The 24,368-nt window shown below is 31.2% G+C and carries 24 protein-coding genes; 8 read left to right on the forward strand and 16 right to left on the reverse strand.

Going from position 1 to position 24,368, the window contains the following annotated elements; translation table 11 throughout:
• Window positions 1-3: 3 nt before the first annotated feature.
• The 6 genes from NH341_RS06505 to NH341_RS06530 form a co-directional block, all read right to left on the reverse strand.
• Window positions 4-1,239, reverse strand: coding sequence for a TolC family protein (locus NH341_RS06505; RefSeq protein ID WP_371875258.1), 1,236 nt, complete (start codon window positions 1,237-1,239; stop codon window positions 4-6).
• Complete coding sequence (locus NH341_RS06510; protein ID WP_253056110.1) at window positions 1,229-4,975, reverse strand: efflux RND transporter permease subunit; 3,747 nt, start codon at window positions 4,973-4,975, stop codon at window positions 1,229-1,231. Before NH341_RS06510 ends, NH341_RS06505 begins: the two co-directional genes overlap by 11 nt.
• A gap of 104 nt (window positions 4,976-5,079) precedes the next feature.
• Window positions 5,080-5,499 (reverse strand): hypothetical protein, encoded by a 420-nt coding sequence (locus NH341_RS06515; RefSeq protein WP_173359864.1) that lies wholly within the window; start codon window positions 5,497-5,499, stop codon window positions 5,080-5,082.
• A gap of 50 nt (window positions 5,500-5,549) precedes the next feature.
• Window positions 5,550-6,614 carry a magnesium/cobalt transporter CorA gene (gene corA / locus NH341_RS06520; protein ID WP_073181574.1) on the reverse strand — a complete coding sequence of 355 codons (1,065 nt, stop codon included), beginning with the start codon at window positions 6,612-6,614 and terminating at the stop codon, window positions 5,550-5,552.
• Window positions 6,615-6,623: 9 nt separating this feature from the next.
• A complete protein-coding gene (locus tag NH341_RS06525; RefSeq protein WP_047788426.1) occupies window positions 6,624-7,001 on the reverse strand; it encodes a hypothetical protein in 378 nt (125 codons plus the stop codon).
• Between the two features lie 2 nt (window positions 7,002-7,003).
• On the reverse strand, window positions 7,004-7,837 hold the full coding sequence (locus NH341_RS06530; protein WP_073181576.1) for a universal stress protein: 834 nt from the start codon (window positions 7,835-7,837) through the stop codon (window positions 7,004-7,006).
• 94 nt (window positions 7,838-7,931) lie between these two features.
• Here NH341_RS06530 and NH341_RS06535 point away from each other — a divergent pair, with 94 nt between their 5' ends.
• The 7 genes from NH341_RS06535 to NH341_RS06565 all read left to right on the forward strand — a co-directional run bounded on the left by NH341_RS06535 (window position 7,932) and on the right by NH341_RS06565 (window position 13,606).
• Complete coding sequence (locus NH341_RS06535) at window positions 7,932-8,459, forward strand: mechanosensitive ion channel domain-containing protein (RefSeq protein WP_047788428.1); 528 nt, start codon at window positions 7,932-7,934, stop codon at window positions 8,457-8,459.
• 411 nt (window positions 8,460-8,870) lie between these two features.
• Entirely contained in the window at window positions 8,871-10,262 is a 1,392-nt protein-coding gene (locus NH341_RS06540; RefSeq protein WP_073181578.1) for an arginine decarboxylase, read from the forward strand.
• 13 nt (window positions 10,263-10,275) lie between these two features.
• Window positions 10,276-11,214, forward strand: coding sequence for an agmatinase (speB, locus tag NH341_RS06545; protein ID WP_047788430.1), 939 nt, complete (start codon window positions 10,276-10,278; stop codon window positions 11,212-11,214).
• A gap of 1 nt (window position 11,215) precedes the next feature.
• Window positions 11,216-11,995 carry an RMD1 family protein gene (locus tag NH341_RS06550; protein ID WP_253056112.1) on the forward strand — a complete coding sequence of 260 codons (780 nt, stop codon included), beginning with the start codon at window positions 11,216-11,218 and terminating at the stop codon, window positions 11,993-11,995.
• Between the two features lie 74 nt (window positions 11,996-12,069).
• On the forward strand, window positions 12,070-13,038 hold the full coding sequence (locus NH341_RS06555) for a deoxyhypusine synthase family protein (protein ID WP_047788431.1): 969 nt from the start codon (window positions 12,070-12,072) through the stop codon (window positions 13,036-13,038).
• 4 nt (window positions 13,039-13,042) lie between these two features.
• A complete protein-coding gene (locus NH341_RS06560; protein ID WP_047788432.1) occupies window positions 13,043-13,324 on the forward strand; it encodes a hypothetical protein in 282 nt (93 codons plus the stop codon).
• Window positions 13,325-13,345: 21 nt separating this feature from the next.
• Window positions 13,346-13,606 (forward strand): hypothetical protein, encoded by a 261-nt coding sequence (locus NH341_RS06565; RefSeq protein ID WP_047788433.1) that lies wholly within the window; start codon window positions 13,346-13,348, stop codon window positions 13,604-13,606.
• A 39-nt stretch (window positions 13,607-13,645) separates the two neighbouring features.
• Here NH341_RS06565 and NH341_RS06570 read toward each other — a convergent pair whose 3' ends face one another.
• From NH341_RS06570 to NH341_RS06605, 8 genes are all read right to left on the reverse strand, one after another.
• The gene (locus tag NH341_RS06570) at window positions 13,646-14,071 is read right to left on the reverse strand and encodes a hypothetical protein (RefSeq protein WP_047788434.1); all 426 of its coding nucleotides are present in this window, start codon (window positions 14,069-14,071) and stop codon (window positions 13,646-13,648) included.
• 2 nt (window positions 14,072-14,073) lie between these two features.
• Window positions 14,074-14,403, reverse strand: a complete 330-nt coding sequence (locus tag NH341_RS06575) for a hypothetical protein (RefSeq protein WP_156166988.1) — start codon at window positions 14,401-14,403, stop codon at window positions 14,074-14,076.
• Between the two features lie 461 nt (window positions 14,404-14,864).
• Window positions 14,865-15,137 carry a hypothetical protein gene (locus NH341_RS06580; protein WP_047788436.1) on the reverse strand — a complete coding sequence of 91 codons (273 nt, stop codon included), beginning with the start codon at window positions 15,135-15,137 and terminating at the stop codon, window positions 14,865-14,867.
• 2 nt (window positions 15,138-15,139) lie between these two features.
• The gene (locus NH341_RS06585; RefSeq protein WP_047788437.1) at window positions 15,140-15,415 is read right to left on the reverse strand and encodes an ATP-dependent Clp protease adaptor ClpS; all 276 of its coding nucleotides are present in this window, start codon (window positions 15,413-15,415) and stop codon (window positions 15,140-15,142) included.
• A 5-nt stretch (window positions 15,416-15,420) separates the two neighbouring features.
• The gene (prmA, locus tag NH341_RS06590; RefSeq protein WP_047788438.1) at window positions 15,421-16,254 is read right to left on the reverse strand and encodes a 50S ribosomal protein L11 methyltransferase; all 834 of its coding nucleotides are present in this window, start codon (window positions 16,252-16,254) and stop codon (window positions 15,421-15,423) included.
• Window positions 16,254-17,012, reverse strand: coding sequence for a triose-phosphate isomerase (gene tpiA, locus NH341_RS06595; protein ID WP_073181586.1), 759 nt, complete (start codon window positions 17,010-17,012; stop codon window positions 16,254-16,256). The genes prmA and tpiA overlap by 1 nt, the downstream gene beginning before the upstream one ends.
• Window positions 17,013-17,071: 59 nt before the next feature.
• On the reverse strand, window positions 17,072-17,545 hold the full coding sequence (locus tag NH341_RS06600) for a thioredoxin family protein (protein WP_159489905.1): 474 nt from the start codon (window positions 17,543-17,545) through the stop codon (window positions 17,072-17,074).
• Window positions 17,546-18,622, reverse strand: a complete 1,077-nt coding sequence (locus tag NH341_RS06605; protein ID WP_253056114.1) for an ABC transporter permease — start codon at window positions 18,620-18,622, stop codon at window positions 17,546-17,548.
• A 63-nt stretch (window positions 18,623-18,685) separates the two neighbouring features.
• On the opposite strand from NH341_RS06605, the gene pyrF reads away from it, so the two are divergent.
• Window positions 18,686-19,501 carry an orotidine-5'-phosphate decarboxylase gene (pyrF, locus tag NH341_RS06610; protein ID WP_253056116.1) on the forward strand — a complete coding sequence of 272 codons (816 nt, stop codon included), beginning with the start codon at window positions 18,686-18,688 and terminating at the stop codon, window positions 19,499-19,501.
• A gap of 264 nt (window positions 19,502-19,765) precedes the next feature.
• On the opposite strand, the gene NH341_RS06615 is transcribed toward pyrF, so the two are convergent.
• On the reverse strand, window positions 19,766-21,190 hold the full coding sequence (locus tag NH341_RS06615) for a RagB/SusD family nutrient uptake outer membrane protein (RefSeq protein WP_159613579.1): 1,425 nt from the start codon (window positions 21,188-21,190) through the stop codon (window positions 19,766-19,768).
• Between the two features lie 12 nt (window positions 21,191-21,202).
• Window positions 21,203-24,337: a TonB-dependent receptor gene (locus NH341_RS06620; RefSeq protein WP_159613577.1), complete on the reverse strand. Its 3,135-nt coding sequence runs from the start codon at window positions 24,335-24,337 to the stop codon at window positions 21,203-21,205.
• Window positions 24,338-24,368: the final 31 nt, after the last annotated feature.

The following is a 24,368-nucleotide window of genomic DNA, read 5'->3' on the forward strand; positions in this document are numbered from 1 at the left end:
TGTTTACTTTATTAAATAATTAATAGTGGCACTTTGTGTATAATAAGCTACTTCTGACATTATCATATTCGTTTGAAACTTCATTTGTAATTCTTGAATATCTAACACATCGTTAAAATCTATGGTTCCTGTCTCGTAACTTTTTACCAAAATTTGCTCTGCATTTTTAGCTTTCTCTAAATTTTCAAGTTGTGTTTGATAACTTATTACAGATGCTTTCCTATCTGAAACTGCTCTGTATAATACAGACTCTAGCATATTATATCGCTGTTCCTTTTGCGATAAAATTTCCTCTTGTTGTAACTTATTTTGCTTACTGATAGATTTATTTTTCTTATTAAAAATAGGAATTAACAACGATACCATTGGCATTACAATATCTTTTCCATTATCTATCACATTCATATCGGTACGCTTACCAACATTCACATAATCAAGTCCAAAACCAATCATTGGTTGTTTATCTTTTTGGTTTAAGAATTCAGACTTTTCTACAGAAGTATACAACTTGTCAAACTTCACCAATTCTGGATGTAACTTCAAAGTACTTGGTTGTATTTTATTCACTTCATTCGGGATTTGCAAACTATCAACTACTGAAACTGGTGTGTTCACCTCCTGATTCAACAGCTTATTAAATGCTTTCTGCATTCCTAAAAAAGTTTCTTGTAACACTTCTTTTTGTTGTGCTAACTCGTTTTGTCTTATTTGTAACCTTAACACATCTACTGCTGATGCTTTTCCTACTTCAACAGAAGTTAACGCTAACTTTTCATACGTTTCAAGTAACGCTATATTTTCGTCTAATACTTTTTGTTTTGCTTTAACTTCATAAAGCTTATAATACGACTGCGCTACTGATGTTGCTAGTTTACGTTTTACAACTACGATATCCTGATAAGCTGCATCAGCTAATGAAGAAACATAGTTTTCTCGTGCAGTTATAGTTCCAAAAAAAGGAATCATTTGCTTTACAGATAGTTTAAATTGCTGCGGACCTGTACGTGTTTCTGGTGTACTTACGAAATAACCCGCTCCGAACTCAGTATTAGGAAATGTATTCACCTCTTCTTTTTTCTCGGAAATGCGTTTATACTTCGTATCAAACTGTTGCACTTCTGGGTTGTTTTCTAAAGCTGTCTTTATATATTCTTGCAACTCCTGTCCTTCCATCTTAAGAAACAAGAAACAAGAAACAAGAAACAAGACTATCTTTTTATTTTCTATTTTAATACTCATCTCCTTTCGTTTTTCTTTTTAACAAAAATTCTTCACGCCAACTGTACAGTACTGGTACGATAAAGTATGACGTTACATCTATAATCATTCCTCCAAAAGCTGGAATAGCCATCGGAATCATAATATCACTACCTCTTCCTGTTGAAGTTAATACTGGCAACAAGGCTAAAATAGTAGTCGCTGTTGTCATTAAACAAGCTCTAATACGCTTATTCCCTCCGTGTAATGCAGATGCTCGAATGGCTTCGATTGTTTGAGGCTTATCTCTTTTAAAGGTTTGCGTTAAATAAGTTGCCATTACCACACCGTCATCAGTTGCAATTCCGAACAATGCAATAAAACCTACCCAAACGGCTACACTTAAATTTATCGGATGCATTTGAAATAGTTCTCGTAAGTTTTCTCCAAAGACACTAAAATTTAAGAACCAATCTTGTCCGTATAACCACATCATGATAAATCCTCCTGCAAAAGCTACTGTGATCCCTGTAAATACCATTAATGAAGTAGCTACTGAACGGAACTGGAAATACAGTATTAAAAAGATAATCATCAATACTAATGGTACTACTACCGATAATGTTTTTTCTGCTCTTAATTGATTTTCATAAGTTCCTGTAAACTGATAAGAGATTCCTTTCGGAACAACTAGTTCTCCCGAATCTATTTTTTGTTGAATTGCTTTTTGAGCAGCTTCTACCACGTTTACCTCAGCAAAACCATCTAACTTATCAAACAATACATACCCGATTAAGAAAGTATCTTCACTCTTAATCATCTGAGGACCTTGTTCATAACGAATCGTTGCTAATTCACTTAATGGAATTGGTGTTCCTTTCGCAACTGGCACATAAATATTTTCTAAATCCGTTGGATCGGAACGTAATTCTCTTGGATAACGAACTCGAATTCCATAACGTTCTCTACCCTCTACCGTTTGCGATAATTGCATACCTCCTACCGCTACTTTCAATACATCTTGTACCGTTTGAATGGCAACTCCGTAGCGAGCTAATTTTTCTCTATCAATATCAATTAACAAATAAGGTTTCCCTACAATTCTATCCGCAAAAACCGCCTCTTTTTTAACACCTTCAACCTCCTTTAAAACTCCTTCAAGTTCTACTCCAAAAGCTTCAATTTGTTTTAAATCTTGTCCTTTTACTTTAATCCCCATCGGAGCTCGCATTCCTGTTTGCAACATAACCAATCGGGTTTCAATAGGTTGTAATTTAGGTGCCGATGTTACTCCTGGTAACTTGGTTACTTTTACGATTTCATTCCAAATATCATTAGGTGATTTGATATGCGGACGCCAGTTACGGTAAAACTCTCCGTCTTCATTGGGAATAAGTTCCGTGTTTGCATCAATAGATTGCCACGCTTCACCATATTTCGCTCGCAATGACATTCCTTCTTTCAGTATAAAATCACCATTTTCATCAACCTTAAATCGCTGGCGTTCTCCGTTATAATTTAATGCATACTCAGGCTTATAGTTAATCACATTTTCATACATCGATAAAGGTGCGGGATCTAATGCTGAATCTGTTCTTCCTGCTTTACCAACTACCGTAGCTATCTCTGGTATGTTAGCAACTGCCATATCTAATTGCTGTAACACTCGCTTATTTTCTTCTGTCCCCGAATGCGGCATTGAAGTTGGCATCAATAAAAATGATCCTTCATTTAACGAAGGCATAAATTCCTTCCCTGTATTTTTAAAAATAAGGAACCCACAAGTTAACACTGTTAACGGAATGGTTAAAAACAGTAGCTTATTATTCAATGCCCATCGTAATATCTGATTGTAATATTTTTGAAGTAGACTGAAAAAACCTAACAACCCGAAACAAATCAGAGCTACAAATAAAAGATTGGTTACAATACTTTTATCAACCCCTAAAGGTCTCCAATATTCTGCTAACAAACCTACAATTGCTAATGCAGATATAACGATATTGATGGTATTCACTGAAAATGAAAAATGAAAAGTGAAAAGTGAAAAACTAACCTTTGTTTTTCCTAAATAGTTACTCCAAAATTGTACAGCTCCAAAAGCTACTAATACAATTCCTAGCCAACTTCCGTAAAAAACAGCTGTAATACCTAATACTATTAAAACTCCATTTATAAAATACTTAAAGTTTTTTGTCAACTCTTTTTTCTTGAATAAGACAGCTGCAAATGGTGGTATTAAAAACAATGCTACTATAATAGCTGCTATTAAAGCGAAAGTTTTGGTAAATGCTAGTGGGCGGAATAATTTTCCCTCAGCACCAATCATGGTAAATACTGGAATAAAACTAATAATAGTTGTCATTACTGCAGTTACAATTGCTCCTGAGACTTCTGCTGTTGCATTGTAAACTAATGTATTTATCGGTAATTTATTCTCGTCCTTTTCTAAATGACTTATAATATTTTCGGAGAGTATAACCCCGACATCAACCATGGTTCCAATGGCAATAGCAATTCCTGATAAGGCTACAATGTTTGCATCTACTCCAAAGGCTTTCATTGCAATAAAAACCATCAACACTGCCACAGGTAATAATCCTGATATTAATACAGAGGCTCTTAAATTGAAGACCATTACAACAATTACCAAAATAGTTATTAATATTTCCAACGTAAGTGCTTCATTCAACGTATCTAACGTTTCATGAATCAATTCTGTACGATCATAAAACGGAACAATAGTTAATTGAGAAGTTCTACCATCTGTTAACTCTTTACTTGGTAAACCTGCACTTAGTTCTTTAATCTTCTCCTTTACATTGGTAATTACTTCTAAAGGATTTGCTCCGTAACGAGCTACCACTACACCCCCTACTACTTCAGCACCTTCTTTATCTAAAATCCCTCTACGGGGTTCAGCTCCTAACGATACTTTTGCGATGTCTTTTATTCTTATTGAAGTATAATCTTTAGCAGTTACTACAGCATTTTCAATATCTGCTATAGACTTTACATATCCTAAACCACGAACTAAATATTCTGCTTGATTTATTTCTATCGTTTGCGCTCCAATATCTTGGTTACTTTGTTTTACTGCCGCTACAATTTGCTGTAAACTAATGTTGTATTGACGCATCAACTCTGGTTTTACATCAATTTGATATTCTTGCACATAACCTCCTATTGAAGCTACCTCAGAAACTCCATTAGCCGATGAAAGCGCATATTTCACATAGTAATCTTGTACACTACGTAATTCATGCAAATCCCAACCTCCAGTTACATTTCCCTTTTCATCTCGTCCTTCTAATGTATACCAAAAAATTTGACCTAATCCTGTTGCATCTGGTCCTAAAGACGGACTTACTCCTTCTGGCAATAAATTACTTGGTAATGAATTTAGTTTTTCTAGAATTCTTGAGCGACTCCAGTAAAAATCAACATCTTCGTCGAAAATGACATAAATACTAGATAATCCAAACATAGAAGAACTTCGAATGGTTTTTACTCCTGAAATCCCTAACAAAGATGTTGTTAATGGATAGGTTATTTGGTCTTCTATATCTTGTGGTGATTGTCCATCCCACTTTGTGAAAACAATTTGTTGATTTTCCCCAATATCTGGTATGGCATCAACCGCTACAGGATTACTTGGTAAAAAGCCTGTATCTAAATTAAATGGTGCATTTACAGTTCCCCATCCTACAAATAAAACGAGTAATATAACTGCTACCAGTTTATTTTCTATTAAAAATTTAATGCTTTTATTTAGCATAAAAAATGATTTTAAACAATTAAACATTGATGTTAAAAAAACATCGAATACGACAAATCATCCTAATGAGTTTCTCAAAAGGATAACTAGTTATTGTTTAAAAATCATATTAAATATACTTCATCAAGTACATGAATGTCCTTGATGACCAGTGGAGGTGTATAATCTTTAAAAGGAATTACTTTATTGTGAATTCCTTCAAATAAATTAATATAGCCATAGTAAAATGAAGCTATAAAGACTTGTTGATCAAAAGATAGTTGATCAAAAGATGTAATCTTTAAAGTATCTTGACCTTCAACTACTGAAGCCACATCTTGACAACAGTTCTTTTTCATCACTGAACAGTCTTCAGATCTTGTTTCTTGCTTCATATCCATTCCACAAGATTCAGCCTTTACAAAATAGCTTGTACCCACTAACATGTCTCCACAAAAGTGACTATTAACGGTAAATGACATTGTAGATAACAACACTACAAAAGCCATTACAATAGATGCTATTTTATGAAATACTTTTTTCATTTTACAACACAAAAGTACAAAAAATTAAATTTCAAAAACTTAAACAATCCTTAAAACCACTTTTTGTATTTAAAATACCCTAACATAATCAACACTGTAAGCAAGATAACTCCCCACATTACAAAATACCCACTACGGTACCTAAGTTCTGGTATATACTCAAAGTTTGTCCCATATATACCCGCTATAAAAGTAATAGGAATAAATATTACTGAAAATATGGTTAGTATTTTCATAATATCATTCAAACGATTATTTACATTCGTTGAATATACCGTTAATTGCTCACTTAACATGTTTTTATAATTTTCAACTGAGTCATAACTTCGTTGTACTAAATCATGTAAGTCATTAAAAAAAGGTTGTTCCTTTTTAGTAATTAATTCTGTTTTTAAAGCTTTAAAGTTATTTATTGCTTCTCGGGCTGGTCTTATTGCTTTTCTAAAGTAATTAAGTTCTATTTTATATTTATTAATTTCTTGTAATATATTTTTATTAGGTTGAAGTAAGATTTTATCTTCTAAATCTTCTACTTTTTCTCCAAAGGTTTCCATTAAGAAATTATAATTATCTACAATTACATCTAATAAACAATACTTTAAATATGTTACGTTATAACTTCTAACTCTTCCTTTTTTATTACGCAACCTTTCTCTTACCGGCTCAAAAACATCTCCCTTTCGCTCTTGAAAAGTAATAAGTATATTTTTCAATAAATACATAGAAACCTGTTCTGCCTCTAACTGATGCTTCTCTTTATTCAAAAACATCATTTTGATGCTCGTAAAAATATAATAATCCTCTATATCTACTCTTGGTCTTTGATCGGTATTTACTACATCTTCCAAAACAAGTGTATGGATGTCAAACAACTCCCCAACCTCTCCTATTAAATCCACGTCATGTAAGCCATCTATATTAATCCAAAGTCTCTTGTATTTATTTATATAATTTTCTAATTCATTTATTGTTTTTAACTCAACTTCTATAAACTCAGTTTCATCATACCCTATTAATCGTATTCTTGTATTTTCTTCCTTTTGACTGCCTACAAAAACTGGACTTCCAGGAATTACATGTTTTGTGTTTTTTTGTTTTATTATAAATCGAGTCATAATTTATTTTTAAGCAAGTTTTAATAGTTTATGCAACTTTGCCAAAATTATGAGTTCTGACTTATTTTTTCCAGCATAGGCATCAGAAATTTCGTGTGACGCCGCTAAAAGATCATGAATTACTTTTTTTGAAAATTCTTTTTTATGTGCCAAATAGTAAGCCTTAAAGTTTTCATAGGCTTCTTCAGAAGTTATTTTTTCTTTAATTAATCCTCTTATAGTCTCATAAATTAGTTCGCTATCGGATTTATTTTCTGAAGTAGACCAATTTATTTCTACTCTTTTAACAATGCTTCTTTTTTCTTCTACAGTCATATTCTTATCGGCCATAGAAACTGCATAGAACAGGTTAGCTATACATTTATAAAACTCTTCCGTAAATTTCATAATTAAGTTATTTCTGGTAGTATTAATATAGGAATTTTACTATTGAATGCTGATTTTTTTATTACATTTTCTTCTAACAATCGGTTAAAAAAATTATACTTATGGTTTATTAAAACCAATAACTCGCTTTCTGTTTCTTCTATATGATTTTCTAAAGTTAATGTCTCAGAGTCTTTCCAATCTATTTTTTTATATTCAACATTTAATTCATGGAATAATTCTCTCAATTTCACTTTATTCCTTTGCTGATTTTCTGATAAAAAACTTTCCTCTGAAAGATTCACAACTTCTAACATACATTTTTTAATTGTGATTAAATTAATTAAAAATTGTAATTCTTTCACTGTAAACAACCTTTTGTAGTTTGTTGAAAATACAATTTGATGTAATGGTTTATACTTATAATTCATAGGAACCACAAGTATTGGACATTTGTTAACTACATTAATCATTTTCATGGTATTTGTACCAATAAATGTTTCTGCTAAACTTTTTGCTCCTTTTGTACCCGTAATTACTACATCAATATTCCTCTCTTCAATTGTTTTAGTAACCGCTTTTGTTAATGAGTTTGATGCTACAACATACTCATAATTAAAACTGGTATTCTCTCTTCTTAAGACTTCAATTAGGTATTTTAATTCATCTTCAATTTCATTATCCATTTCATTAAACCATTTTTCATTTTCTTCGTCGCTCAATAATTCTGATGGTTGACTTACATACACATCTAATAAATAAATAGTTACCTCAACACCTTTAAACAGTTGTTTTGTGTAATTTAAAGCATTAATAGCTGCTTCTGAAAAATTATAGGGTATTAAAACATTCTTCATAACGATATATAATTATGGTTTTCAATCAAATATAATTTTTTATTTTGAGATTATATTTAAAAAACCAGAAGTATATTTGTATAAAAATATAATAATGAAAAATCGCTTTCTAGAGTTATCTATATACAATCCTTTTTTACAATTCTTGCTTTTGACAGCTTCATTATTTTTTTTAATTCATGTAACAAAAAAGTTAACTAGATCTTACATTGTAAAAAATGCTATTGAACCTCATAGGAGAAAACTGATACTAAACCTAAGTTACTTTTTATATTACACATTAGCTCTCTTTATTTCTTTAATTATTTTTGGCATTAATTTTAAAGAAGTAATTGTTTTTGCATCTTCAATACTTGCTGTACTTGGGGTTGGTTTCTTTGCCCAATGGTCTATCTTATCAAACCTAACAGCTAGTATCATCTTATTTTTTTATCATCCAATGCGTATAGGTGATACTATAAAAATTATTGATAAAGACTTCGATTTACAAGGTGTGGTAAAAAACATTACAGGTTTTTACGTTCTTTTATACATGCCAGAAGAAAAGAGAGAAATAACTATCCCTAATACTATTATTCTTTACAAAGGAATTGAGTTAATAAAAAGGCAAAACAACACTTAACACACTACACAACATATATTTAAAAAAAATAAAAAAAAGTTTGTTGTATTAAAAAATAGTTTACATTTACGGCATCTTATTATATAAGTCGAATGTTACGTTTTACTTATTTCGGTAATAACTTTTACGGGAAGATTAAGGGTTATTTAGTGTTTTGGAAACACAACGAAAAAATTAAGGATTCTTCCATTCCTGAATACTCTCTACCACTGAATTTTTATAAACAGTGCGGTGATTGCTTAGCTTTAAGAGTCTAACTATTCATATTATTTTAGTTTAACAATCTTGTTTGTTATAACAACAACAATGATACTTGTTATACAATTTATTTAAAAAAGTTTTGGCGCATGCCTTAACTGCTTTTTGAATTATCTATCTGTACTCAAAAAACAGATACAACTAAAAATAATAATGAATACTAAATATAAAGACTTAATAGAACAAACGTTTGATTTTCCTCAAGAGGAGTTTCACACAGAAAACAACAACTTATTTTTTCATGGTATTGACTTAATGCAATTAGTCAAGCAATATGGTGCGCCCTTAAAGTTCACTTATTTACCAAAAATATCAGAAAATATAAATAAAGCTAAAGCTTGGTTTCATAATGCTATTGAAAAACACAATTACAAAGGAAACTACAATTACAGCTACTGTACTAAGAGTTCTCACTTTAAATACGTATTAGATGAAGCTTTAAAAAATGATATTCACATCGAAACATCATCTGCTTTTGATATTGACATTGTAAAGTCATTAAAAAAAGAAGGAAAGCTAAGTGATGATGCTTTTGTGTTGTGTAATGGTTTTAAACGCGATCAATACATCGCTAATATTGTTAGTCTAATTGATGGAGGGCATACAAACTGTATTCCAATCATAGATAACTATGAAGAGCTAAATTTACTTTTAGAAGAAACTAAAAGTAAATTTAAAGTAGGAATTCGTATAGCTTCTGAAGAAGAACCCAAGTTTGAATTTTATACTAGCCGTTTAGGTATTGGATACAAAAATATCGTATCTTTTTACGAGCGTGAAATCGCTAATAACCCTCAAGTTGAATTAAAGATGTTACACTTCTTTATCAACACAGGTATTAGAGACAACGCATACTATTGGAACGAATTAATGAAATGTTTAAATGTGTACATCAAGCTTAAAAAAGTTTGCCCAACCTTAGACAGTTTAAATATAGGTGGAGGTTTCCCTATAAAAAACTCATTGGCTTTTGATTACGACTATGAGTATATGGTAGACGAAATTATAAACCAAATTAATGTCGCTTGTAAAGAGGCAGGTGTAAATGTTCCTAATATTTTTACAGAATTTGGAAGTTTTACTGTTGGAGAAGCTGGAGGTGCTATTTACGAAGTGTTATACCAAAAGAAACAAAACGATCGTGAAAAATGGAATATGATTAACTCATCTTTCATTACTACTTTACCAGATTCTTGGGCCATTAATAAACGTTTTATCATGCTTCCCTTAAATAAATGGAATCATAGATACGAACGTGTTTTATTAGGTGGTTTAACTTGTGACAGCGATGATTATTACAACTCTGAACAACACGTAAACGGAATATACCTACCTGTATATGAAAAAGAAAGTCCTCTGTACGTAGGCTTTTTCAATACGGGAGCATACCAAGAAACTATTGGTGGTTTTGGAGGATTACAACACTGTTTAATCCCAACTCCAAAACATATATTAATTAATAGAAACGAAAACGGTGATTTAACCACCAAACTATTTAAAGAACAACAAAAGAGTGAAGAACTATTATCAATTTTAGGATACTAGTAAAAATATTAAGATGAAAAAAAGAAATTACGCAGGAATACCTGATCAATACGCAAAATTGGAGAACGCTAAGGTTGTACTTATCCCTGTTCCTTATGACGGAACTAGTACTTGGCAAAAAGGAGCTGACAAAGGTCCTGAAGCTTTTTTAGACGCTTCAGAAAACATGGAATTATACGATATAGAAACTGATAGTGAAGTATATAAAGAAGGTGTTTATTTAGCGGATGCTGTTACAGAAAATTCTTCTCCAGAAGCTATGGTGGAAGCTGTGCATGCAACGACTAAAAAATTTATTAATAAAAATAAGTTTGTAACACTTTTTGGTGGAGAACATTCAATTTCTATAGGAACAATCCGTGCTTTTAACGAATGTTTTAACAATCTTACCGTTTTACATATTGATGCACATGCCGATTTACGTAAGGAATATGAAGGTAGTTCTTGTAATCACGCTTGCGCTGTATACGAAGCGAGTCAAACAACTAACTTAGTACAAGTAGGTATTCGCAGTATGGACATATCAGAAAAGTCATCTATGAATATGGATAAAGTCTTTTTTGCACACGATATGGCTGTAAATGAATACTGGATGGATGAAGTTATTGATCAATTAACAGGTAATGTTTTTATCACTTTTGATTTAGATGCTATTGATCCGTCGCTATTACCAAGTACAGGAACACCGGAACCAGGAGGATTATTTTACTATGAAACCTTAGAGTTTTTAAAAAGAGTGTTTACTGAAAGAAACGTTGTTGGCTTTGATATTGTGGAGTTATGCCCTAACGAAAATGAAAAATCATCAGACTTTTTAGCAGCTAAGTTATATTATAAAATGTTGAGCTATAAGTTTTCTTCTACTATGGAAGATGAAGAAGATTACGATGATGACGAAAGCTCTCCATTTAACAAATTAGCGAAGTTTAAAAACGACGACGACGATTACTAAAATGCACTTACAAACAATTGCATATCATCTTGAAAGACGAATAGCACTAAGTGCTATTCGCTCTCAGTTTGAATCGTATGAGTTAGTAAAAAGAGAACATTCTTTTTTACTATATAAAATCACAAACAATTCATACATCTATATAAAAGATTATGGAAGTGTTGTTTTTATGAACTGTACAAATGATTTAATTAATCAAATTGTTAGTTTTTTAATTAATAAAGAAAATTCAAATACCAACAACTTGCCCTCAGAAAAATACAACATCACTTTTTCTGATACTATAGAAGTTGATTTCGGAACTATTCAAATTAAAGAATTAAATGATGATGTAGCACATATCATTATGCTTAACCTAGCACAATCGGTAGCATTGATGAACTATGTAAACAAAACATCTGATTTGCACGATAAAACATTAGTGTATTCAAAGCAATTAGAAAAGACAGGAAGTTTTAAACTTTCTAAAATTCAAATGCGAAAATTTATTGGTAAAACCTTAAATTTAAAAAATAATATTGCTGAAAATTTATTTGTTTTTGACTCACCAGATGTTGCTTGGAATAACAAAGACTTGTCTGATTTAGATTATAAACTAAAAGATGAATTAGATATTTTAAAACGTCATCAAGGAATAGAAAATAGTTTAAACGTAATTAAAGAAAATTTAGATTTATTCAACGATATACTACAACATAAGTACAGTAGCATGCTAGAATGGATTATCATTCTTCTAATTCTTTTTGAAGTAGTACAGGTAATTATTGAAAAGCTAATTTAAAAAACACAAGGGCTTATAAAGTTATCACTTCTAGCATTAAAGAAGCAATTTTATAAGCTTAAAAAAATAATAAAATGAACAAACCTATAACAAATTTTATAGAAAAATACTTTTTACACTTTAATGCAGCTGCACTGGTAGATGCTGCCAAAGGGTACGAAGCACAATTAGAACAAGGCTCTAAAATGTTAGTATCTCTAGCAGGAGCCATGAGTACTGCAGAATTAGGAAAAATTTTTGCAGAAATGATTCGTCAAGACAAAGTACACATCATTTCTTGTACAGGAGCCAACCTTGAAGAAGACATCATGAATTTAGTAGCGCACTCTCATTATAAAAGAGTTCCTAACTACCGTGATTTAACTCCACAAGATGAGTGGGATTTATTATTAAAAGGATTAAATCGTGTTACAGACACTTGTATTCCTGAAGAAGAAGCTTTTAGACGCCTACAAAAACATATTTTTAAAATCTGGAAAGATGCAGAAGAAGCTGGCGAACGTTATCTTCCTCATGAATATATGTATAAACTATTATTATCTGGAGTTTTAGAGGAATATTATGAAATCGATTTAAAAGATTCGTGGATGTATGCAGCAGCAGAAAAGAACTTACCAATTGTTGTTCCTGGATGGGAAGACAGTACTATGGGAAATATTTTTGCCTCTTATGTAGTAAAAGGAGAGCTAAAAGCATCAACTATGAAGTCTGGTATTGAATATATGACCTTCTTAGCTGATTGGTATACTGAAAACTCAGAAAACGGTATCGGGTTTTTCCAAATTGGTGGTGGAATCGCTGGAGATTTTCCTATTTGTGTAGTACCAATGCTATATCAAGATTTAGAAAGAGAAGACACCCCTTTCTGGAGTTATTTCTGTCAAATTTCAGATTCAACGACTAGCTATGGTTCTTACTCAGGAGCTGTTCCTAACGAAAAGATTACTTGGGGGAAATTAGACATCGATACACCTAAGTTTATTATAGAAAGTGATGCAACTATTGTTGCTCCATTAATATTTGCCTATTTATTAAAAATGTAACCTTATGAAGAGAGTTATTGTAGACTATGCCAAGTTAACTACTGATATTCTAGATTTATTGGTAGAAAGATATCCTGATGGATATGATCATTCAGATATTATTTCCTTTAAAAATAGTAAAGGAGAAACAATAAAAGCGGTAGAAGTAAATACCGAAGATACTCTTTTTTTAGTAAAAATAAGTTCTCAGTTACAACAGTCAATGGAGGACCATGAAACCGACGATGAAGAAAATGACGATACCTTTGATGAAATTGAAATAGCTGATGACTTTGATAATGAATAAATAGTAAACTGTATTTAAACCATGGCTTATTATAACTCACAACAAACAGTTACATTAGTCGGCGTTTATCAAGGATATACAAACGGCTATTATGTTTTTGAATTAGAAAATGGAGATATTATTGATTTTGAACAAATCAACAAAAAGAATCTTGAACATTTAGACTTGAAATCATCTAATTATAAAAACAAAAGTTTTGAAATTACGTACAAAGAAATTTTTGATGATGTAGACGATGAAGATCTTGTAATTTTTAAGTTAGAAAAATTACAGTTACTTTAAAAAACAAATCCCATTCTGTTTAGAATGGGATTTTACTTTTTATAGAATGTTTAATATCAATTTATACTGATCTAAATCAATTTTACCACTAAAAATTTTTATAGTTTTAGAAATAATTTCTTCTGCTTTTTCTTGTGAAAAACCGAGTTGAATAGCATATCGTAAAATTAATTTTAATTCTGCTTCATCAATTTGATGGTCTGAGTAAATTATTTTAAATAAATCTAACAAACGTTCTAACCTATCATCAGTTTTTGCTTGGGGCATTACAGGGTGTTTTTGTGAGTTTTTTATTATTTCATTATACTCATCTTCTGTTATATCTAGTTTCCTAGCAAAACGATTTATTAATTTTTCTTCATCTTCATTTAAATCTCCATCAACAATGGCTAAATTAAAAATAGCATTAAAATGCGCTACATTATTTCTATGTTTGCTTGATTCATATAAATCTACAATACTCATAATTATTTTACTTTTTTTATTGATTGTAATATAGGTTCTTCAATATCATCATCTGATTTTTTATACTCATATATGATTTCAAATTCTTCCTCTAAAAACTTATTATCTTTTAAATTATACATTTTTAATATTTTATCTGATATAGTTTCAAAAGTTACTACATCTTCATCTCCTTCTTCGTTTATAAACGAAAAAGTAAAACCATATTCATCATAGCCTTGAAAAGTTGCTAAAGTTTTAATAGGGTTTGTAAATTTATATTGTTTTGTAGTAAAAGATAAACTTGCTCCCACAAATAAAATAAAAACTGTTTTTATTATAATGTTTCTCATTTTCTTTAAAATTATAGTTATTAAACTTTTTCCTTGGATATTAACCACAACAAGTCCAAGCTTCTTTTAGCAAAAGCTACTCTTTAGCTTTGCTCGTGGTGTTAAAGAAAATGATATTACATAAGCGTTTATTTATCTATATAAAGATACATTATTTTTCATTCTTTTTTACTTTATCTTTATTTTTTTTTAGTTAAAAAAACAATAATAAAAAGGCCTTAAACTTATAGTTTAAGGCCTCTTCGTCTAACCAAACTTAGTATAAAAACTAACTACTACTATTTTTAAAAATTAAATAACTTCCCTTTACAAGCTTTAGGCAAAAAAGAGAAGTTATGCATTTAAGAGGTAATATCTTTTAAAAAATTATATTCTTTTATTTTGCTTACATTATTATGACACTATATTTTTAATTTGGTCACCTAAAAACATAAAAAAAACTCAAAATAAATTTTGAGTTTTTAATATAAATATTTTCTAAGTACTATTCTGTGCTCTGGTATAGACTTATCGTAATTTTCTATCAATAGCTCCAGTATTTCTGGTGGCTCCTTCCCTATACTCTTTTTTGAGCTGTATTTTGATACGTACAAGTTATATTGTGAATCTTTTTTTTCAAAAATTAAAAAATGTTCTTTGTTCAGTTCCGAAAAACTTATTTCGTTTTCTTGAAACGTTCCTGAGTTATCTTTTAAAAAACCTGAAAATTCGTAATACCTAAAAATGTTCTCCATTCTTATATTATCTCTGCTGATAAACCTAATTCTAATAATTTAGAGCATCTTGGTTCTAAATCTTTATACTCTCCTGTTTTAACCGAACACTTACCTTTATAATGTACTAAGATAGTACATTGTTCTGCCTGCTCTAATGTATGATCACATACAGTTACAAGGCTATCAATTACAAAATCAAAAGTATTTACATCATCGTTATGCAAAACAATTTCATGCTTTCTTGTTTCATTTAATAAAACATCAAGCTCTTCTTGAATTTTTTCTATCGTACTCATTTGTTTTATTTTTGATACTGCAAAGCTACCCAATTATTTCTTTTTATGGTATCTTTTAATGTTAAACTGTACTTAGAAACCTCATTATCAATCACTGGAATATCTTCACTATAAAATCCACTTAATAATAAAACTCCTTTTTCAGTTAAGCAACTCGTGTAGGTTTCCATATCATTTAACAAAATATTTCGGTTGATATTCGCTATAATAACATCATATTTTTTCCCTTTTAATAAAGATGCATCTCCTTCATAAACCGAAATATGTTTACAGTTATTTCTTTCTACATTCTCTAATGAATTCTCATAACACCAAACGTCAATATCTATAGCATCAATAGGTTGTGCTCCTTTCATTTCTGCAAAAATTGCTAAAATCCCTGTACCACACCCCATATCTAGTACTTTTTTACTCGCTACATCTAAATTAATCAAATGTTGTACCATCATGTGTGTAGTTTCATGATGTCCCGTACCAAAACTCATTTTTGGCTCAATAACGATATCGTACTTCAAGTTAGGGTTTTCATGAAATGGAGCTCGGATACTAACCAAATCGTCTACTTGAATAGGATTAAAATTCTTTTCCCATTCTTCATTCCAATTCGTTTGTTCTATCTCTTTGTGTTTATAGTCAATTGAAAACTCTTCTGAGTTTAAAACAAAAACATCATTTAAAATATCTTTATTCCAATCTTCTTTTTGGATATATGCTATAACTCCATTTTCATTTTCAACAAAACTTTCAAACCCTAAGGCACCTAACTCAGCGATTAGAATTTCTGTAGTTGGTTCTTTTGGTGTTACTTCAAAAGTATATTCTATATAAATATTGTCCATTAAATTGATTTAATTATTGCTGCAAAATCTTCAACTTTTAATGCCGCTCCACCTATTAAACCTCCATCAACATCTGGCTTAGAAAAAATTTCTTTAGCATTGGCTGGTTTTACACTTCCTCCATACAAAATTGAAATGGTATCTGCTATTTCTTTTCCATACTCTTTAGCAAAAATTTCTCTTACAAAAGCATGCATTTCTTGTGCTTGCTCTGGTGAAGCTGTTTCTCCTGTTCCAATAGCCCAAACTGGCTCATAGGCTAAAATAATATTCTTAAAAGCTTCTTCTTTTAAGTGGAACAATGCTTTTTTAACCTGACTTTCAACCACCCCAAAATGATTTCCTGACTTTCTATCTTCTAATAATTCTCCAAAACAAAAAATTACTTCTAATCCGTTCACCAAAGCAGCATCTACCTTTTGAGCTAATAACTCATCCGTTTCACCAAAGTATTCTCTACGTTCAGAATGCCCCAAAATTACTATGCTAACACCTAAATTTGTTAGCATATCTGCTGAAACCTCTCCTGTGAACGCTCCACTTTTAGATTGATGCATGTTTTGTGCGGCAACTTCTACAAGTGATTCTTCAGTGTTTTTTACTGCTGACTCTAGGTTTACAAAACTAGGAGCAACTATCACTCTAGTACCTTCTTCTAAACCAGTTTTTACTTCTTCCTTTATTCCCTCAATTAATTCTTTTGCTTCATCAAGGTTTTTATTCATCTTCCAGTTACCTGCAACTATTTTTTGTCTCACGTGTGTTATTTTTTCTGGTTATTGATTTTATGTTTGCAAAATTACATTTTTTCTAGGCTTTAACGAATTAATTTATCCGACACCTTTGACGATTTAAATATCTCAATACTTCCTTCTTCATCAACAATTAAAAATCGTGGAATTGTTTTTAGTTTTAAAAACTTTCCAAGTTCACCTTTACCTTTCTTCTGAATGTAATAGTGCTGTCCTTTAACAGGAATACTTTCTAAACCTCTTTTCCAATCATGGTACGAATGGTCTACCGATAAAAACACATATTCAAATTGTGAGTTTTTCTTTTGAAATGAAAGCACATCTTTAAAGCTCTTTTGACTATAGGGACAATAGGTTGCAAATATTTGTACAAATATCTTTTTGCCTTTATTTCGCTTTAAGACTTCCTTAAATGAAATTGACTCTCTTTCTAAAGTTAGTAATTCTTCATTCAAAGATGTTTCAGTAAAATGTTTTGGCTGAAAAACAGCGCAACTTGATAAAAAAACTATGATTGTTAATAAAAAAAATGTTCTCATTTATTGTAATCTTATTCGAGGGTCTAACCAGCTATATAAAATATCTACTATAATATTTATGATTATAAATAACGTAGCCACTACTAAAACAGCTCCCATAATTACGGGTAAATCAAGAGTATTTAGCGAGTTTACTATTTCTTTTCCTAATCCGTTCCAGTTAAAAATATACTCTACAAAAACCGCGCCTGCTAACATAGATGAAAACCATCCAGAAATTGCTGTTATTACTGGGTTTAATGAGTTTTTTAAGGCGTGCTTTTTTATTACTTGATACATCTTTAACCCTTTTGATTTTGCAGTTCGTATGTAATCTTGACTCAGCGTTTCTAACAACGAGTTTCGCATTAACTGAATTACCACTGCTAACGGGCGAATACCTAACACTATTGCTGGTAGCATTAAATTTTTCCATTGAATATGCATTCCTTCTCCAAAATCATCTACTTCGTACAAACTTCCAGTCATTTCTAAACTTGTGTACTTGTGTAATACAAAACCGAATAACCAAGCAAATAAAATTGCCGAAAAGAAAGAAGGAACACTCATTCCTAAAGTACTAATGACTGCTATGATTCTATCAAAAAATGTATCTTTAAATAAGGCCGAAAAGACTCCTAAAATAATTCCTAAAATTAAAGCAATGGTTATGGCTACCACCGCTAGAATTGCTGTATTGGGTAACGTTTCTTTAATTACTTCGGAAACATTTTTTCCGTTTTTTTGAAATGATTGACGTAAATACGGCGTTTTTACAACCACCTCTGTATTTCCTATAGAAAATAAGTGTTGCGCATTGTATTTTTCTTCTAATAAAAAGGTATAATCATCTGTGTTTTTACTATGAAACGACAACGGAGAAACATCATTCAAATAATACAAATATTGTGTGAATACAGGTTTATCAAATCCGTATTTTTTTCGAATATTTTGTAGTTGTTCGGTGTCTTCTCTCTGATCTAACATCATACGAGCTGGATCACCGGGTAAGATATTAAACAGTAAGAATATTACAGTAACTACCCCAAACAGTGTTAAGAATCCGTAAAAAATTTTGTTAACGATATATTGAAACATATATAACAAAGATAACAGAAACTGCTAAATTTATGTACTTTTGCCTAACTTTTACAACAACACATGACAACACAACAACTTGTATCTGAAATTCAAAAAAAGAAATCATTTTTATGTATTGGATTAGATGTTGATTTAAACAAAATTCCAGCACATTTACTTCAAGAGGAAGATCCTATTTTTGCCTTTAATAAAGCTATTATTGATGCTACTCACCATCTTTGTGTAGCTTACAAACCTAATACTGCTTTTTATGAAGCTTATGGAATTAAAGGCTGGAAATCTCTTGAAAGAACGATTAATTACTTAAACGAAAAACACCCTGAAATTTTTACCATTGCTGATGCTAAGCGTGGTGATATTGGTAATACTAGTACCATGTATGCAAAAGCTTTTTTTGAAGACTTAGCTTTTGACTCGGTAACGGTTGCTCCATACATGGGAAAAGATTCTGTTGAACCTTTTTTAGCTTTTGAAGATAAACATACTATTATGTTGGCTTTAACTTCTAACCAAGGCGCTTTTGACTTCCAAACAAAAACTGTTGATGGTAAAGAGTTATACAAACAAGTAATTGAAACTTCTAAATCTTGGAAAAACTCACAGAATTTAATGTACGTAGTTGGCGCTACGAAGGCTGAATATTTAGCTGATATCAGAAAAATTATTCCTGAAAGCTTTTTATTAGTTCCTGGGGTTGGTGCCCAAGGAGGTAGTTTAGAAGAAGTTTGTAAATACGGGATGACTAAGGATACTGTAGGCTTATTAATTAATTCTTCTCGTGGAATTATTTATGCTTCTAACGAGAATGATTTTGCTGAGGCTGCTGCTGCTAAAGCTAAAGAGTTACAACAACAAATGGAAAATATTTTAAAATAAAAAAAGCCAAGGTTAATGACTCCTTGACTTATATAATTAATTCAAATAATTACACCAATGAAAACAAAGTTGGTATAAGTTAGCACAAATGTATTAAGCTTAACTCTTTATTGTTATAATTTTGATTTGAATCACCCCTTTTTTGAACTGAAAAACTACTACTTTAATATGAAAAGGGCTGAGTTTAAACTCAGCCCTTTCTTTTTAGGGGAATGAATATTTAACTTTAATAAGTCAAATCATAATTTCTTTAGCACTTATTTTTTAATTTTGATCTGCTTCTGAAATATTTGGATTCTTATCTATTTCAGCTTGAGGAATTTTAAATGTCCATCTTGGACTACCAGCAGGGAATTCAACTTCAAACCTATAAGCACTTCCTTTTCTAGAAATTCCTTTATTTCTTCTCTTAAGATCGAACCAAGAAACACCTAATTCTCCGTAAAGCTCCTTTCTTCTTTCTATAAGGATTTCTTCTACTAAGTCTTCTTTTGTTGCTGCTGTAGATAAAGTTGCATTAGGATCTCTAACTTTTAATAATTGTAATAGAACATTTTTTGCTCCAGGTAAATCATTCATTTCAGCTCTAGCCTCTGCCTCTATTAAATACATTTCAGACGCTCTCATAAACACTAAGTCTCCAGATCTATCTGTTAAATCTCTAAATTTTGAAGTTCTAAATAAATGTGTATCTTCAGTACGACCTGTAGAAACTATTAATTCTTTTCTTACATCTGTATCACTAGTAAACAAAGCTTCAAAGTCTTTACTCACGTATATTACGTTATATCCTGGACTAGAATGATCTATAAAAGAATAATACCTAGCAAAACCTTGTTGTTGATCTGCGTTAAATGGTAATCCCCACATCCATTCTCCATTATCATAAGAATTAAATCCTGCTTTATAATCTTCTGCATCCATCAACGGGTAAGCCGTTTTAGCCTTTGCTGCATATTCTGCTGCTTTTGCCCAATTACCTACTTCAAGATATACTCTAGCTAATACTCCTTCTGCAACAGGTTTATTAAAACGGTACTTCAATTTCCCTTCATTAATACTAGGAATTGCTGCTTCTAATTGAGATATAATTCTATCATAAACATCTTGAATAGTTCCTCTAGCAGCCGGTGTAATTCCATCTACTATAGGCGCATCATATAAAGGAATACCTGGTTTATCGGCTCCTAAAAGATATGATCCTGAATAATATCTCACTAAGTTAAAATAACAATAAGCTTCAACTGCCTGTAACTCAGCAATAGTACTCTTTTTAAAATCATCTGCTAATGAAGATTTAGATATTCCTTGAATATGAGTACGTGCGATATTAGCTACAGAATAGTATAATTCCCATGCCCAATTGTTTCTTCTTCCATTAGCATTTTCTGTTACATTCCATCTGTGTTCGAAAATATACCAGTTAAAATCAGGCACAGTAAGATCAGTCCCCATTACATCTGCTCCTAAGTAGTATGCTTTAGATCCCCAAGTATCATGACTTGCCCTGTAATCTCTTAAGACGTTAAACATCCCTGTCATTGCAGCATTTACACCAGCCTCTGTAGTATACGCTACATCACCAGTCACCGAACCTGTTGGTACTGGCTCCTCTAAAAACTCATCACTACAAGACGAAAGTCCTATAAAAAGAGAGCATATAAGTGTGTATTTAAGTATTTTATTCATTTCTTTACTTTTTTATAATGAAATATTAACTCCTAAACTAATTGTTTTTAAAACGGTCGATCTATTATCTGTAATACCGTTAAATGCTTGTTCAGGATCATCTATATTATCTTCTTTGGTCCATGTCCAATAATTGTCTGCAGATAAATAGATTCTTAATCTTCTGATGTTTAATTTATCTAACATTTCTTGATCTAAGTTATAACCTAATGAAATGTTTCTTAATCTGATAAAATCACCTTTCTGTAACCATCTGGTAGATCTTGAACCAAAATTATCATTTTCTGTAGTTAACCTAGGAACATCTGTTACATCCCCTGGCTCTTGCCATGCGTCTAAAACACTTGAGCTTAATTGTTCTCCTATATTTCTAGCCTTCATTAAAGAAGCATAGTCTGTATTGTAAACATAGTTTCCAAACTTATAAGTGAAGTTTAAAGCTAAATCAATACCGTTGTATTCAAATTTAGTTCCTAATGCTCCTTCAAAATCTGGTAAAGCTGATTTACCTGTGTAGTATCTGGTAGCATCTGCATAAGTAGACGTTTTCTCTCTTGTTACGGTACCATCATTAGCGGTAACATCTTTATACCATTGTGGATTACCTGTTGCTGGGTCTACTCCAGCCCATTCTCTCATAAAGAACTCATAACGATCTCTCCCTTTTTCCCAACGGAAAGATCCTCTTGGTTCTGTTTGTGCTATATCTTCAATTTTATTTTTATTAGTTGATATAGAGAATGAACTTGTCCATCTAAATTTATCATTACTAATATTTACAGAATTTAAGCTTAATTCAAAACCTTTGTTACTTAACTCTCCAAAGTTCTTCCATTCAGCTAATTGTCTTGGATCACCATTTCCATCTATACCAGCACCTTCTGAACCTAATGATGGAGCAAGTACTTGTAAGTATAATAAATCTGATACACGGTTATCGTAATATTCTACACTACCATAAAGTCTATTATTAAAGAAACCAAAATCTAAACCAACGTTTAATTTGTTATGAGTTTCCCACTTTAAATCTGGATTACCTAAAGAAATAGGTGTAAAACCTGGGTTAGTTAATAAGTTAAACCCTAAACCATATTCGTTAATATAAGTAAACTGTTGATTAATATTTTGGTTACCAACTGTACCATAACTAGCTCTTAATTTTAACGAATTTACAGTTTCGCTTCCTTTTAAAAATTCATCATAAATACTCCATCCTGCAGCAATAGACCAGAAAGTACCCCATCTGTTATCTGGTGCAAAAATTGATGACGCATCTCTACGAACACCTGTACCGAAATAATACTTTTCATCAAAGTTATAATCTAATCTTCCAAAGAAACTATATAACCTATTTTTTTCTATAATAGAACCTACAGTAGTCGGTGTAGCACCGTTATCTAATTCTGGTAAGTCTTCAAAAATAAAACCTGTAGAAGTAGCATTAACACGATTATAGGTTCTATCATACATTTCTTGACCTAATAAAGCAGTTAATGTGTGCTTATCGTTAAAAGTATTTTTATAAGATAATGTGTTAATAACATTCCATGTTTTTGTAGTATTTCGTTCTTTACTACTAGAACGGTTATTTACTATGGCATCCTCACCATCTGTAAAATGATTATTAAACGAATTAGTCTCATATAAATAATTTGTATAATTGAATTGAGACTTAAAGTTTAGCTTATCGTTAAACTTCACTGTAATATATGGAGAAAAATTGAACGTATTTCTTTCAAATAAGTTTGGGCTTCCATAAGTTTCTGCTACAGGGTTATATGCTCCAAAGAAACCTCTTGATTCTGCAAAATCATATTGTTTATTTCCTAATGGATCTAAAATAAAACTTCCATCTGGATTTCTCTGATACAATGGATAGATAGAGGAAACTGATCTAGCATATTGAATATTATTTGCGAAAGTACTACCATCTTGTGTCGGTGAGTTTGATTCACTTATAGTTACAAAAGAATTAGCACCTACAGTTAACCAAGGTTTAACTTCTGATGATACGTTTACCCTTCCTGTATATCTCCTAAATTTTGAATTCAAACTAAACCCATCGCTATCTAAAAAAGCACCAGATACAAAGTATTTAGTTTTATCATTTCCTCCTCTTAAGACTAAAGACACATCTCTTCTAGTAGCATTTTGAGTTAAAATATCATAGTAGTTAGTGTTATATAATAATTTTGCATTAGACTTAAGTTTTCCATCAACACCTATAGGCTCTGCAATGTTGTATGGGTTAGCTTTAAGATCACCTATTAAATTAGATGTAGCAAAAGCAGCTGCTTGTTCTGCAGTATCTCCTTGATCTAACCTTTCATTCCTAATAGCTTGCCAAGATGTAGCAAGAATTTGTTCTGAATTTAAATAAGAGTAGTCATCTGTAGCCTTATCTGAAAACCCATAACTTGTATTAATCTCTATTATTCCTTCACCATCTGTGTTAACACCTGATTTCGTTTTAATGATTATAACACCATTAGCTCCTCTGTTACCATAAAGAGACACAGCATCTGCATCCTTTAAAACGGAATAAGATTCAACATCATTAAAATTAATAGAATTTAAGTTACCAGCGAACTGAGCTCCATCAACAATAATAAGAGGGTCAATGTTACCTTGTAACGACCCAACACCTCTAATCCTGATTGTTGGACTAGATCCTGGTTGTCCTGAAGTATTAACCAAAGACAATCCTGAGGTCCCTTGTAAAGCTTCAGTTACTGTTGTTACTTTTAAATCCCCTAAGTCTTTAGCAGAAACAACGCTCACCGCTCCAATAATATCCTTCTTTTTTTTAGCCGCATAAGCTACAGACACAACTACTTCATCTAAGATGTTAGCATCTTCTTGCATAGTTATGTCAATTGTAGATGACTCCCCTACAATTTTTTCTACCTTAGCATAACCTAAAAACATGTAAACAAGGGTATCTCCTGTTTTAGCACTGATGGTATAATTTCCATCAAAATCTGTTTCAGCACCTTTTATCGTACCTTTAATCACAATGCTAACGCCCGGTAAAGGCCCAGCACTATCGGATACAACTCCTGTGATTTTTTTCTCCTGTGCATTCACATTCAGCATAAAGCTGAAAAAGAATAAAACACAGATCACATTTTTTAAATGTAGATTCATAAATTATTAAATTTTTATTAATTAACAGTTG

The sequence above is a fragment of the Tenacibaculum sp. XPcli2-G genome (genome assembly GCF_024124505.1).
Classification (GTDB): domain Bacteria; phylum Bacteroidota; class Bacteroidia; order Flavobacteriales; family Flavobacteriaceae; genus Polaribacter; species Polaribacter mesophilus.